Genomic DNA, 13,587 nt, shown 5'->3' on the forward strand with positions numbered 1-13,587 from the left:
AGGCATAGATTTGGAGGGGTTCCAAAAAAGGAACTATGATTCTCGCTCAAAAAATTACGTTGCGAATGGAAGAGTTACGCTTGAAATTGTGAATACAGGATTAACTCAAATATGATGAAGTCAATATTTAATAAAACTAGGCTGGAAATCTAAAAGAAGATAGACAACCTTTATTATCCATCTAAACAAATCATACAATACACATCGGGGAATAAAAATATGGGCGTAGAAGATACTATTAAAGAAATTGCAGGCGAACTTGAAAAAATTGCAACTACTAAAACTGTCGTCGGAGATCCTATTACAGCTGCCGGAAAAACAATCATTCCTGTTTCCAAACTTACCATGGGGTTCGGAGCTGGAGGCGGGGAGGGCAAAAAGGATAATGAATCAGGGTACGGAGGAGGCGGAGGCGCAGGTGCGAAGATAGAGCCTGTTGCTTTTATTATGCTTTCCGAAGATGATGCAAAAATCTTCCGGATCTCTGAGAAAAGCGATGTAGGATCAATCCTCAATTCCCTTCAGGAGGTCGTGCCTGACATTCTGGAGAAGATCAAAGGTAAGACTGGCAAACATAAAAAAGAAGAGGGTTCGGAAGGCGGCAAAACGGAAGTTAAAGAGCATACGGAGTTCGAAGAGAAAGGGGGAGTTTTCCAGTAAATCCCTCCTGGTTAAACCTTTTTAAAGGATTTTCCAGGGACCGGAACTAAAGGTCAGGGTATTTAAGATCGTCAGGACTATCTTTCTCCTTCAACTTGTTTAGCATGCTTATTGCCTACCTCTTCCTTCTGGTTTTTCTGCTTGTTTTATTCATACTTTTTACAGCTATAGGTCTCACTTTCAAGCTCAAGGTTCTGAGTGTGGAAGAAAAGAAAGAGCTGGGAGGAATATTTACTGTAAAATGGCTGTTTTTTTCCCATACTTTTTCAATCGAAGAACCTGAGGAAAAAAAATTACTTCCTGAAGAGCCGGCTGAGGAGGAAATGAAAAAAGGAACTGGAGTAGAAACCGGAACTCCACAGGGTAAAAAAGAGCCTGAACAAGCTGAAAGCAGAAAAGAAGACAATCTAAAAGCAGAACTCAAAATGCAGATGGAAAAAGATAGGGAGCCCGGAGAAAAGAAACCTGAAGAGGAAACAATAATTATTGAGGGTAAAGAGAAAATTGAAATTAAAGAACAGGCTGAAGGCAAAGAGAATATTCCGATTAAAGAAAAAACTGTGGGGAAAGAGAAAAGAGGAATATTTGCCCGAATAAGAAGGAAAAAAAGAGTTGGTAAGGAAGGTGAAGTAGAGGCAAAGAAAGGAATGACCACCATGGAAAAACTTCACTGGGGTCTTGAAGCTTACAAAGCCCTTCGAAAACCTCTGTTACGTCTGTTTTCCGATATGTTTAATGCAATAAAAATCAAAAACCTGAAAGCTGACCTTACTTTCGGTCTTTCTGACCCCGCAGATACAGGGATGCTTTGTGGGGTTATACATACTCTTCTTGGAACAGTTTACAGCCGCTGCCGGAGCTGTAGTTTTTCCGTATGTCCTGTGTTTATGGAGTCACTGCTGGATTTTCGGGGGAGTGCGGAGATCCGTATAAAAATATATTCGCTGATTTTTCCATTCCTTAAATTTATATTTAACGGGAAAACTTTATCTTTTACTTATTTGATTGTTAAGGAAAAACTTCGGAGTAGTTCGAAGGTTAACTCCTAAGCTTTATGAATAAGCAATGAGGATACAGATGAATATGATTAATGTAATGTCACCATCCAGACTGCATCTTACCCTTATTGATCTCAATGCAGAGATCGGCAGGGTCGATGGGGGGGTAGGAATTACTCTCGAGTCACCAAGCCTGGAAATTTCGGCAGCTGAAGCGGATGTTGTCGAAGTGGTGGGGGATTCTCTTCTCGCAGGCAGGATGCTAAAAGCAGTAAAAGCTGTGCTTCCTGAAGGGAAAGGCATCAGGATTCATATTAATAGGGATCTTTCTGACCATGTAGGGCTTGGCTCCGGAACCCAGGCCGCACTTTCTGCCGCAGCAGCTGTAAATGAAATTTACGGGCTTGGAAAAAGTGTCCGGGAACTCGCAGTTGCTGTCGGTAGAGGCGGGACGTCCGGAATAGGGGTTGCTGCTTTCGAAAGTGGAGGTTTCATCCTGGACGGGGGGCACAAATTCAGGGATAAAGGTGCATTTTCTCCTTCCGCAGCCAGCCGTATGCCTCCAGGACCCGTGCTTTTCAGGAGGGACTTTCCTGACTGGCATATTGTCCTTGCAATTCCCAATACCAAAGGTGTTCATGACGCAGAAGAAGTCGATATTTTCAAAAAAGTCTGTCCTATCCCTCTTAAGGAAGTCCAGGAACTCTCTCATGTAATTCTCATGCAGATGCTCCCTGCGCTAATCGAAGAAGATCTGGAAAGTTTCGGCAGGGCAGTCAACCATTTCCAGACTGTGGGCTTTAAAAAGCGGGAAGTTGAACTTCAGCCCCGACCTGTACTCGATGCCATGAAATATATGCAGGACAACGGAGCTAGTGGTTCAGGAGTCAGTTCTTTCGGGCCAGTAGTCTACGGGATTGTCGGAAGTCCGGGAGAATGCAAAAAACTCCAGAAAGAAGTCCAGAGTATGCTGGATGAATCACTTGGTGGAGAAGTACTGCTTACAAAGGCAAAGAATCGGGGCGCGGACATCTTCGGAGGCTCCAATTGAAAATCAACACCTGGTTTGGAGTCCTTGAGATAGGCAGCAAAGGAGAAGTCCTTGCCTCCGACTCTTTTCCAAAAGATATAAGAGAGCTTGCACTCCGTTCCCTCTCTTTGAGGGACAGCAGGCAGAATCTTCCTCCCGAAGGTTTTGACCTGAAAGCTGCAGCTATCGAGTGCAAGTTTGTAGATTCCCTTTCTGAATATTATTCCCTTTTACATGAAGTCACGCTGGAAGCTGCAAAACACCAGGTCTCAGAAGCTCTTACCCCTGACCAGCGCATAGTTCAGGCAGTAGAAGCCCTGGATGACATCAATGAAACCACCAACTCCCTTTCTGAAAGGCTTTTTGAGTGGTACGGGGGTTATTTCCCCGAAAGCGGGCTCAATGGTGAAGCTCTTGCGCTTTTTATTGTAAAATACGGCTCCCGTGAAAATGTTGCTCCTGATGATCCTCTTTACTTAAAAGCCAGGGATTCCATGGGTGCAAAACTCGAAGCTGCAGATGAAGTGCTCCTTAAAGGTTTTGCAGAGAACGTATGCAGTCTCTATGAACGACGGAAGCAAATCGAAGCTTACATCGAGAGCAGTATGGAAATCCTTGCACCTAACCTGACCATAACAGCGGGGCCCATGCTCGGGGCAAGGCTCATAAGCATTGCAGGCAGCCTTGAAAAACTTGCTGCTTTTCCGTCCAGTACTATTCAGGTTATCGGGGCCAGCAAGGCCCTCTTCAAACACCTCCGGGAAAGGGCTCCGTCCCCAAAGCACGGGATAATCTACAGCCATCCCCTTGTCAATACCTCTCCATGGTGGGTGCGGGGAAAAGTTGCAAGAGCTCTTGCAGCAAAACTTTCCCTTGCCGCTCGAATCGACTTTTACTCCGGGAAAATAGATCCTTCTCTGCCAGAGAAACTGGAAGAAAAAATCCAGAAAATACGGGCTTTAAACCCCAGGCCTCCGCAAAAAAGGCCGGAAAGTGGGGCAAAACCAAAGAAAAAGAGGAGGAAGTAAATGACTGACGTAAGGAAGCTTTCCGATGGGATTTTTGAGGTTACGAAGGGCAAAAAGCAGCTTGCCACAAAGAACCTGGACCTGGGAAAGACTGTTTACGGAGAAAAGCTAATTCCGGTTGAAGGGGTCGAGTACCGTACCTGGGACCCTCGCCGGAGTAAGCTTGGAGCCATGGTCCTCAAGAAGTTTAATATCCCCCTTAAGGAGGATTCAAAGGTGCTCTACCTGGGGGCAGCTTCAGGTACAACGGTCAGCCATGTCTCTGATATCGTCTCTGAAGGGGCAGTATACGCTGTTGAATTTGCTCCAAGAAGCATGCGCGACTTCATAGGGCTTGCTTCCCGGCGCAAAAATATTTTCCCTCTCCTTGCTGATGCGGGAAAACCGGACAGTTACGCCCATATTGTTGAGCCTGTAGACCTGATCTTTCAGGATGTTGCCCAGCCCAATCAGGCCGAAATCGCTGCAAGAAATGCTGCACGCTTTTTGAATGAAGGCGGGCATCTCCTGCTTTCGATTAAGGCTCGCAGCATCGACACTGCGGCAAACCCGAAGGAAGTCTTCACGGAAGAAGTAAAAAAGCTTGAGCAGGCTTTTGAACCCAGATTCGAAATCCTGATGGCCAGAGATCTTATGCCCTATCATGAAGACCACCTTGGAGTTCTGGCAAAGTTAAAGGAGTGAATCCTGCTCTTCCGGAATGCTGAATTTTTCGGAAATTCGTGAACTGCCCCCAGGCTAAAACCCAGGGGGTTTACGCTTCTTTTTCTAAACCCTCAGCAGGAAACCCGTTAAATCTTTAGATCTAGCGAGTAGTTGGCTTGATCAGGATTCTCTGAATGGTAGTATAAGTTACTTTCACAGAGGCTATTTTCATGGAGATTTTTAATAAAAGCTGCTCTGGCTGCTTCATCTCCTTATATTCACAAGCAGCCTTTTTTTCGTGACCGGAATTAGCTTCTTCCACTCGACGATGGCATCTTCGTAAAACTTATATTCGTCTACAGTTTTATCCGAGAATTTGCCGTCCACCTCATATACATAAAAACCCTCTTCCCCGTCCGTAGAGACAACTTTTATCCTGTCTCCCATTTCCCTTACTTCGACAGCGGCTACGTTTTTCAAAGCTTCAAGCAGACTCGTACCTTCCTCTACCTCAAGCTTCCTGTTTTCTGCAAAGCGGTCCAGGAAAGAATATACATTGTTCAGTTTTATGCTTATCATATGAGTATTCCCGAACTTTTTTCTTTCTATAAGTTCGGCTTTTTCCAGGATTTTTACATGTTTTGCAGCTACGGGCACGGAAATCCCTATTTCCCTCGCAAGGCCGGAGATATGCTTATCCCCTTCACTCAGAAGCTCGAGAATAGAAAGACGGGTGTCGCTTGAGATCGCTTTGAGTAGGTTTTCTCCGCTACCGTTCATTCCTGAATCCCTCTAATTCTTACTACCATGATGGTCCTGTATTTTACCTCCCTTACTTATAATTATTGCCCCCTATAAAACAAGTAATGTATATTATCGCATCTTTTAATTGCTTTTTTTATCTATTTTTATAACAAATTTACTTTATTTACGGTTCCTGACTTTTTATTATTTAAAAAAATATGTCAGTTAACAGAGTGAATTATTGCATAATTTTTGTTAATTTCTGCTTTTTATTTGTTATTCACTCAGCGCAATCTTATTTTTAAATGGATTTTATATTAACGCACTTTCATAACGATTACTTCACTTTTTTAATTATTTATCGTCCTCTCTCGCAACGGGGTGCCTGAAATTTTATCTTTAGTTCAAAAAATGTAATCAAGAGGCATTTGTTACCCAGAAGGATAACGAACATTACCCAAAAACCAGTTTTTATTTAATTCTACTATAGATGCTCAGAAGGTACTATGGACTCTTCTACGTTGACTGTTATTGGAATTTTAATAGGTATCCTTATCTTCGGGATTAAAACTGGATTAGGTTGTGGATTTTCAAATATCACTAAGAGAGAAATTCTTACAATTGCTGGCAGTTACTTTTTTCTTGCCCTTTTATTCGGAAGCGTTGCTGACCACATAAGCCTGGATGCCTTTGAGCGTCTTTCTGCAATGGGTATGGGAGTTCATGTTCTTGTCTCCCTGCTCCTTATAGGGGCCGGGATTTACACCCAGAAAAAGTGGAATTCAGGAAAAGATGTTTCCAGACACACTTTTCTGGCTATATCCATGCCCTGTCCGGTCTGCCTGGGGGCACTTGCGGTATCCTGTATGCTGCTTTCAGAAAGTCTCAACTTTTCCGGGATAAAAATAGGGCTTCTTGTAGGAATTGCTTTTTTTACTGCAGTGGTAGCTTCTTCTTTTCTTTTCAGGTTTGGGAAGACCCGGCTGGGAAAGACTCCCGAAACTATGGGAAGCGCCATGATGCTTCTCGGAATTTATTATCTTCTTGGAGCTCTGCTCATCCCTGCATATATGAAAACAAAACAGATGAACTTAGCTCCTATGGCTCCGGGAGAATCAGGCATTGTTCCCCTTCTGGCTTTTGGGGTCTTAGTCCTTGCAGGTTTTTTTCTCGGCCATGTGAGGTCTAACCAATGAGCAATATGGATTTGTTATCACAGACGATGTACATATTTTCATCGGCTCTGCTGTATCCGGTAATGATACTTCTGACCATCCTTGTCTTTGTTTCACTTATTCAATTAGGAGAATTCCTTTCTGAATATTCGAAAAGGAACAGGGACCGTAACACCCTGGAAATCGGTTGCAAAAAAATACGGGACAGTCTTCCTAATTCAGCTTTTTCGGAAGCATCAAGGGCTCTTGAGAGTCTAAAACAAAATTACATGGTCACATCCTTTGCAAAAGAGGCTGCAAAATACCTCGAAGAGCAGAATTTTCCTGCAATCGAGAAGCTCTCTGAGGAATATGAGATTAAAATGGCAAAACGCCTTGAAAACACGAAGATCAGTTCAACGGTTGCCCCTATGCTCGGACTTATGGGAACGCTTATTCCGCTGGGACCTGCCCTGATAGGGCTTTCGCAAGGAGACCTCGAAACCCTGGCACAAAACCTGATGATTGCCTTTGCAACTACCGTCGTAGGGCTCTTTTCTGCCGGAATAGCCTATGTGCTTACCCAGGTCAGGAGGCGCTGGTACTGGGAGGATATGTCGGACATCGATTATATTCTGGATATACTCGAGGAGAAAAGCGGAAATTGATTGCTTTCTTAATAGGAGGAAAACCATGCGAAAATCCAGACGGTACAGGCGAACCGGGCTTTTAAATGATTCCGATGAGCAAAACCCCATGACCGGGGTTGCCAATCTCTTTGACGTTGCAATGGTCTTTTCCGTGGCTCTGCTGGTAGCCCTTGTGATGTCTTACCATCTTCCTGAGCTTCTTAGCTCGAATGAGGATATTACAATTGTAAAAAATCCGGGAGCTGAGGATATGAAGATAATCATCAAGGACCAGGGGAAGCCCATAGAAGTCCTGAATATGACCGAAAACATCGGTGGAGGCACAGGGGAAGCTCTGGGGACGGCATATAAGCTGGCTGACGGCAGGGTGATTTACGTCCCTGAAGATTCGGAGGGTAATGGTACCTCCACCTCTACTGATTCCTCCGCCTCCGTTTAATTTTTTTCAACAATTAACGCAAATTTTATTTGTAGTGGTCTGCATTGGTGGGATTTATCTAGGAGTCAGGAATCAGAAGTTTTTATTTCGTATGTGAAATGCGGCGTAAAATAAAATTGCCGTATTTTTTCTTTTTATCTGACTCCGAGTTTCCTATTTCTATGACTTTGGCTTATTTTTATATTTTTCGATTAAAGTGTATTTTTCATTTTTATTTTAATAGTAATGCCATAAAATTGCCTTTCTGCCTTAAAAGCTAATAATTGTAAGCCAAAAACTGTGTTTTATCTATATTTGTTCCTTAATGCTCCGAACGTTACTCTCTCAAAACAGAATCGGCTGCTCATTATTTTTTAAATGTTCTGGAGTGAATTAAATCTCAGAACAAAGCTTCACTCCAACTTTTCAAATTTTAAGGCTGTTTCTGTACAAGTTCCTATATTAAAAAACTTTCAACTAATATTTGTACTGTGAACTCATCATCCTGTTATTTTTTCTTCGGGGATGTTCCAGAGTTCATGAAATATTGTCTGGGGATATCACATTGAATAAATATACAATGTCATTAATTTTAGTTCTATTGTTGTTATTAACAAACGTTGTATCGGCAGATGAACAGGAAATAAACATTACTAACAGTACCAATGATTCTTTGGGCTTAACAGTTACGGAAGTTTTAGGTACTGGAAATACCTCTGTTAACGAATCTTCAGGTTCTCATATCGCGAGCACAAAACCAAAAATAGCTTATGTATTATCAAGACCTTACGACGTTACATTGATGGAAAAGGTGGCAGCATATCCTGAAATAAGTTCACAAATGGATATACGCGTCTATCTTGGGACTTCATATTCAGATCTAAGTTTTGATCTTAGTGATAGGGATATGGTCGTTTTGTCAAATTTGGATTCTTCTGTAACTGAGACCATTGTGCCAACAGTAAACAATGCTAAAACAAATGGTGCATATGTTATTTCGCTTGGTGATACTCTTGAAGCATATGGGCTTCATAACGTAAATACGTCCGCTCCAGAGTACTCATACATTAATCAATATTTACAGTACGTGTCAGAAACAAATTTCTATCGTTTCAATACTTTCATTGGAACAACGTTCTTAGGGCTGAATTATTCAATCGAGGCTCCTCTCGAAAGGCCAATATATGGTATTTATAATCCCGTCGCACCTCAAATATATGAAAACCTCACCGATTATCTGGCATGGTACGATGCAAGTGGTATCTACAATCCCGAAAACCCCACAATTGCCATAATAATTGACAGTTATAAATATGTGGAAAGGGACATGCCTCTCCTTGACGCCCTGGTCGGGGAAATCGAAGGAAAAGGATACAACTCGATTGTGGCAACATATGCTTACAAAGATAACAAGTCCATGAGTTATCTGATGCTGGATAATAAGTCTATTGCAGATGCTGCTATTGTAATCTCCCGTGGCTCACGCCTAAACTATTCTGATAACGAGCAGGGAATTGCCGATCTACAGACGCTGAACATCACAGTCCTTAACGGGATTCGCCTGTTTTCAGGAGTGAGTGTGGAAGAGTGGGAAAATAGTATCCAGGGAGTGCCAGCCGACCAGCAGTACCAGGTAGCATATGCAGAACTTGACGGGATGATCGAGCCCATAGTCATTAGTGGTAAAGCCACAGATGAAACAACCGGAGTCGAATACAACCTGCCAATAGAATATCAGGTGGATTGGCTGGTTGACAGGGCAATAGCATGGGCTGAATTACATGAGAAAGCTAATTCCGAGAAAAAGATAGTAATTCCTTACTATAATCCCGAAGGCGGTAAAGCTGATGTGGGGGCAGATATTGACTATTACCTTGATGCACAGGCGAGCCTTGCAAAACTGCTTGAAGCCATGAAAGAACGTGGATATAATGTTGGCAATGCCCCTCTTCCAAATGCTACTGAAATTGCAGCACTGATGGTGGAAAGAGGACATAACGTCGGCAACTGGGCCCCCGGAGAACTTGAGAAATGTGTTGAAAACGGCAGTACAATACTCATCCCCGAATCCCATTACATGGAATGGTTCAAAGAACTCCCGCAGGACAAACAGGATGAAATGACATCTATGTGGGGAGAGGCACCTGGTGACATTATGGTCTATGAGAATTCCACAGGCAAATATCTGGTCATACCGGTGCTTCAATTCGGTAATGTAATTCTTGTACCCGACCCGCAGCATGGATGGTCTTCAAGTGAGAAAACATTGTATAACAATGCATCTTATCCACCCACCCACCAGTGCTTTGCTTTCTATAAGTATATGTCCAGAGAATACAAGGCCGATGCCCTGTTCACGATATTCTCAAGTGTGGAACTGATGCCCGGAAAAGAATGTGGACTTTCCGCAAAGGATTGGGGGGCTCTTTTGCTTGAAGACATGCCTCATGTCCATGTTCTTCCAATGGATGCCGAAGGTGTATTTGACAGAAGGAGAGCAAACATGCTCATCATTGATTTCATGACGCCTACAATAGTGCCTGCAGGTCTCTACGGGGATTTTGCCAACCTGCAACAGGAGATTACCTTATTTAAACAGGCTTCTGACAGTGCGGTGAAAGAGAATTACAGGAAGGATATAATTAACCATACAAGGAATCTCAACCTTGACAATGACCTGAATGTTAGTCTTGACTCAATTGCAGGTGATACAAACCTTACGGATGCTTTCATTGATGATCTTGCAGATTACCTTTACGAATTGAAGACCTCTTACATGCCTTATGGTTCTCACATACTTGGCGAAGTACCGGAAGGTGAAAGCCTTGTTATGCTCATAAAAAGCATGTTAGGGGATGAGTATGTAGAACATGTCGAAGCACTTGGAGGAAACGGGGAACTTTCAATCTCACTTTTGAACGAGACTCTCTCGAACGGAACGTCTCCTCACGATGCACAAATAATGTTGCTTGGTCGGAACTCTACAGAACTCAGCAACGACCTTGATCTTTCATTAGAATATCTTGAAAGGATACAGCAATGTGATTGCGAGATTACAAAGATACTTGATGCACTTGATGGCACATATATCATCCCCGGACCTTCCGGAGACCCTATCAGGAATCCGGATGCTTTGCCAACTGGCAGGAACCTGTACACATTTGATGACAGGCTCATCCCGACAAAAGCAGCATGGGATGTTGGGTCACAGCTTGCAGAAGAGATGCTAAAGCTAAAACTTGAAGAGGATGGCCAGTATCCTGAAAAGGTGGCTTTCCTATTGTGGTCTGTCGAAACCACAAGAAACCAGGGTGTTATGGAATCCGAGATATTCAAACTCCTGGGAGTTGAACCTGAGTATGATAATAAGAACAGGGTGACAGACCTGAAGCTCATCGATTCTAAGGAACTCGGAAGACCAAGGATTGATGTGATGGTAGTTACCTCGGGTCTTTACCGGGATGTTTATCCAAGCAAGATCGAACTCATAGATAAGGCTGTAAGGATGGCAGCTGCTGCAGATAATGATACATATCCCAATTATGTAAGAATACATTCTGATGCAGTATACCAGAGCCTTATTGCAAAAGGATACAATGAGTCACTTGCATACAACCTGTCAGTTTCAAAGATATTCTGTCCGCCGCCCGGAGGATACACACCAGGTATTCAGGAAGCTATCACCAGTGATACATGGGAAGATGCAGACAAAATTGCGGGTCTATACATTGACAGGATGGGATATCTCTATGGGCAGGAGACATGGGGAGAACATTATTCCGATGTATTTGAACTGAACCTTGCAAACGTTGATACTGCAATTTTTAGCAGGACTTCTAACCTTTACGGTGTACTTGATCACCCAATGGTAGCTGCCTATTTTGGTGGCTTGAGCATGGCAATTGAAAAGGTTAGTGGTACTGCACCTGATATGTATATTAACGATCTTAGCAGTTCAGCAGAAATTGAAACCCTTAACGAGTTCCTTTGTAAGGATTTGCGTTCACGTTATTTAAATCCAAACTGGATAGAAGGAATGATGGGGAACGGATTTGATGGTACGAGATATATGGATTCGGTCTTTGAGGTCATGCGCGTATGGGACGTAACAAATCCGGATCTTGTTACCGATGGTATGTGGGATGAGATGTATGATACATATTTCATGGACAAGTATGATACCGGTGTTACTGAGTTCCTTAAATCTACAAACCCATATGCTTACCAGTCAATGACTGCTACAGCATTAGATTCTATTCGTACAAGCTACTGGGATGCTTCTGACGAGGTTACAAAAAGCCTTGTTAAAGAATATGTGGAATCCGTGGTTAAAGATGGTGTTACATGCTGTCACCACACTTGTGGGAATGCCCTGCTTAATGAATACGTTCAGGGTGTAATGTCCGTTCCAGGTGTTGTTGACCAGGCAACTGCAGACGAATATAAGAGATTGATGCAGGAAGCAACTGAATCTTCCCAGCCGCAGTCCGGTGAGAGCAGCAGCCACAGCAGTAAAGGTCACCAGACGAGTGTTGCCGAAAAACTCAACCAGACTGCTAAAGAGAACACTGAAGAATCAGCCAGCAACCAGACTGTTCAGAATTTCGATGCAGGTTATGGAACAAATTCCCCTGAACCTGCTCCAGACATCCAACAAGTTGCAGATTCCAGTTATGTGGAAGGCTACGAGATGCAGAAAGAAGATCCTGTAAAGGAAGAAGAAAGTGGAGGTATGTCTTTCTCTGGTACTGATATTTTCGGAGTTCTCTTCGTAGTAGCAGCAGTTGGTGGAATCTATCTCGGATTCAGGAAAAAGAAGTTTTAAATCTCCCGTGAAACGCGGAGTGACATAATAACGCCGTATTTTTTTATGGGGTAAAAGTATCTACTTAGTATGAAAGTATGTGAGATTCTCTTCCTCACATATTTTCATGCGGTTATAGTGGCTAATAAATCATATGAAGCTTTATTGCACCCACTTTGACTTCTGTAAATATCACGATTATTTACAATATAACGGCTAACATGTATAATATTTGGCAAATGGGAAAACAAATTCTACATCTACGTACATCTGCGGAATATGGATTCCTTGATCTTTTTTTCTACATATTTTAAACCCTATCCCGCATATTTTCTTTATTGGGGATGCTCGGGATGGGGCTTCTGGACTATATGGTCGAGCACATCCATATGGACACCCTTCCTGATGGGAACGCTCTTCACATAAGTAAAAACCGTAATCTTCGGAAAACCGGCTTGTTGACGGCAGTTGGGATTGCCATGCACAATTTTCCAGAAGGAATTGCAGTTCGGTTTTCATCCCTCAGTTCAACTTATCTGGGTTTTTCGGTTGCTGTAGTCATAGCAATCCATAACATTCCTGAAGGGGTTGCAGTTTCGATCCCTATCTACTGTGCCAGCGTCAACCGGAAAAAAGCCTTTGCTTATTCTTTCTTTGCAGGGCCCACTGAACCTCTGGGAGCGGGGATCGGATATTTTTTCTTTTCCGCTTCCTGACTCCAGAAGTACTCTTCCTCATGCTTGCTGCAGTCGGCGGGGGCGTGGTCTTTATATGTTTTGATACACTGTTGCCTCTCGCTATAAAGTCTGGATATGAACATCTGATTTTTTTGGGGGTGTTTTCGGGCATGGGTGTGGTTGCCCTGAGCCTCTATTTTATGTATTGAGATTTTTTAACCTTTTTACCAGAAAGGCTAATAATTGTGAGCCAAAAACCGTTTTTTATGTATCTTATCCTCTTACTCTCCAGCGTTGAAGCTCTCAAAACAGACTCGATAGCTCCTTATTCCTGGTTATTATTTTCTCCCGGGTGCTCAGGGTTCATGATATCTTTTCAGGAGATAAAAATGCAAGAAAAATCTATAATAATACTGGTTTTATTTCTGTTCTTGTTAGCATCGTTATCAAATATTTTGTACTGGTGGAGGCTGCCCCGGATTCAGAGGACTGAGGAATTGTGAACTACTCCCGCCTTAGAGTTCAAATTTGTATTTAAGGACCGGCGTAAAACAATAAGTGTCATATATTTTCTTTTCTCGGGTAAAATATATCACTTTTTTAGAAAATCATTTCAGTTCTGATTTTCTCCCTAATTCAGGGCTAATTTTGCTCAAATTATTACAAAAATACTATCTTCTCCCCATTTTACCCGGATGGCTAACAATCGTGAGCTAAAAACCGCGTTTTATGTATGTTATTCCCTAATTCTCCGAATGTTGAAGATATAATACGGAATC

12 protein-coding genes are annotated in these 13,587 nt (G+C 42.7%); 11 read left to right on the forward strand and 1 reads right to left on the reverse strand.

Annotation, left to right across the window (positions count from 1 at the left end; translation table 11 throughout):
• Positions 1-219: 219 nt before the first annotated feature.
• The 5 genes from EO98_RS05595 (at position 220) to EO98_RS05615 (ending at position 4,400) form a co-directional block, all read left to right on the forward strand.
• Positions 220-660 (forward strand): GerW family sporulation protein, encoded by a 441-nt coding sequence (locus tag EO98_RS05595; RefSeq protein ID WP_048139885.1) that lies wholly within the window; start codon positions 220-222, stop codon positions 658-660.
• Between the two features lie 104 nt (positions 661-764).
• Positions 765-1,709 (forward strand): DUF2953 domain-containing protein, encoded by a 945-nt coding sequence (locus EO98_RS05600; protein ID WP_048139883.1) that lies wholly within the window; start codon positions 765-767, stop codon positions 1,707-1,709.
• Positions 1,710-1,743: 34 nt separating this feature from the next.
• A complete protein-coding gene (locus EO98_RS05605; RefSeq protein WP_048140063.1) occupies positions 1,744-2,709 on the forward strand; it encodes a beta-ribofuranosylaminobenzene 5'-phosphate synthase in 966 nt (321 codons plus the stop codon).
• Positions 2,706-3,716, forward strand: coding sequence for an NOP5/NOP56 family protein (locus EO98_RS05610; RefSeq protein ID WP_048139881.1), 1,011 nt, complete (start codon positions 2,706-2,708; stop codon positions 3,714-3,716). Before EO98_RS05605 ends, EO98_RS05610 begins: the two co-directional genes overlap by 4 nt.
• Positions 3,717-4,400: a fibrillarin-like rRNA/tRNA 2'-O-methyltransferase gene (locus tag EO98_RS05615; RefSeq protein WP_048139879.1), complete on the forward strand. Its 684-nt coding sequence runs from the start codon at positions 3,717-3,719 to the stop codon at positions 4,398-4,400.
• A gap of 225 nt (positions 4,401-4,625) precedes the next feature.
• Here EO98_RS05615 and EO98_RS05620 read toward each other — a convergent pair whose 3' ends face one another.
• The gene (locus tag EO98_RS05620; protein ID WP_048132653.1) at positions 4,626-5,141 is read right to left on the reverse strand and encodes a winged helix-turn-helix domain-containing protein; all 516 of its coding nucleotides are present in this window, start codon (positions 5,139-5,141) and stop codon (positions 4,626-4,628) included.
• 470 nt (positions 5,142-5,611) lie between these two features.
• Between EO98_RS05620 and EO98_RS05625 the strand changes: the two genes are divergently transcribed.
• From EO98_RS05625 to EO98_RS19105, 6 genes are all read left to right on the forward strand, one after another.
• On the forward strand, positions 5,612-6,301 hold the full coding sequence (locus EO98_RS05625; protein WP_048139876.1) for a DUF2162 domain-containing protein: 690 nt from the start codon (positions 5,612-5,614) through the stop codon (positions 6,299-6,301).
• Positions 6,298-6,927, forward strand: coding sequence for a MotA/TolQ/ExbB proton channel family protein (locus EO98_RS05630; RefSeq protein WP_048139874.1), 630 nt, complete (start codon positions 6,298-6,300; stop codon positions 6,925-6,927). The genes EO98_RS05625 and EO98_RS05630 overlap by 4 nt, the downstream gene beginning before the upstream one ends.
• 25 nt (positions 6,928-6,952) lie before the next feature.
• A complete protein-coding gene (locus tag EO98_RS05635; RefSeq protein WP_048139872.1) occupies positions 6,953-7,348 on the forward strand; it encodes a DUF2149 domain-containing protein in 396 nt (131 codons plus the stop codon).
• Between the two features lie 583 nt (positions 7,349-7,931).
• A complete protein-coding gene (locus EO98_RS05640) occupies positions 7,932-12,152 on the forward strand; it encodes a cobaltochelatase subunit CobN (RefSeq protein WP_235283569.1) in 4,221 nt (1,406 codons plus the stop codon).
• Positions 12,153-12,484: 332 nt separating this feature from the next.
• Positions 12,485-12,847 (forward strand): ZIP family metal transporter, encoded by a 363-nt coding sequence (locus tag EO98_RS05645; protein WP_235283568.1) that lies wholly within the window; start codon positions 12,485-12,487, stop codon positions 12,845-12,847.
• A 20-nt stretch (positions 12,848-12,867) separates the two neighbouring features.
• Positions 12,868-13,017, forward strand: coding sequence for a hypothetical protein (locus tag EO98_RS19105; RefSeq protein WP_235283567.1), 150 nt, complete (start codon positions 12,868-12,870; stop codon positions 13,015-13,017).
• The last annotated feature ends 570 nt before the right edge of the window (positions 13,018-13,587 follow it).

The organism is Methanosarcina sp. 2.H.T.1A.6 (assembly GCF_000979455.1).
Lineage (GTDB): Archaea > Halobacteriota > Methanosarcinia > Methanosarcinales > Methanosarcinaceae > Methanosarcina.

What these genes read in the sequence shown, in the direction of transcription:
- EO98_RS05635 (WP_048139872.1), top strand. Translation starts at nt 6,953, where the DNA reads ATGCGAAAATCCAGACGGTACAGGCGAACCGGGCTTTTAAATGATTCC.
- EO98_RS05630 (WP_048139874.1), top strand. Translation starts at nt 6,298, where the DNA reads ATGAGCAATATGGATTTGTTATCACAGACGATGTACATATTTTCATCG.
- EO98_RS05625 (WP_048139876.1), top strand. Translation starts at nt 5,612, where the DNA reads ATGGACTCTTCTACGTTGACTGTTATTGGAATTTTAATAGGTATCCTT.
- EO98_RS05645 (WP_235283568.1), top strand. Translation starts at nt 12,485, where the DNA reads ATGGGGCTTCTGGACTATATGGTCGAGCACATCCATATGGACACCCTT.
- EO98_RS19105 (WP_235283567.1), top strand. Translation starts at nt 12,868, where the DNA reads ATGCTTGCTGCAGTCGGCGGGGGCGTGGTCTTTATATGTTTTGATACA.
- EO98_RS05600 (WP_048139883.1), top strand. Translation starts at nt 765, where the DNA reads ATGCTTATTGCCTACCTCTTCCTTCTGGTTTTTCTGCTTGTTTTATTC.
- EO98_RS05615 (WP_048139879.1), top strand. Translation starts at nt 3,717, where the DNA reads ATGACTGACGTAAGGAAGCTTTCCGATGGGATTTTTGAGGTTACGAAG.
- EO98_RS05595 (WP_048139885.1), top strand. Translation starts at nt 220, where the DNA reads ATGGGCGTAGAAGATACTATTAAAGAAATTGCAGGCGAACTTGAAAAA.
- EO98_RS05620 (WP_048132653.1), bottom strand. Translation starts at nt 5,141, where the DNA reads ATGAACGGTAGCGGAGAAAACCTACTCAAAGCGATCTCAAGCGACACC.
- EO98_RS05605 (WP_048140063.1), top strand. Translation starts at nt 1,744, where the DNA reads ATGATTAATGTAATGTCACCATCCAGACTGCATCTTACCCTTATTGAT.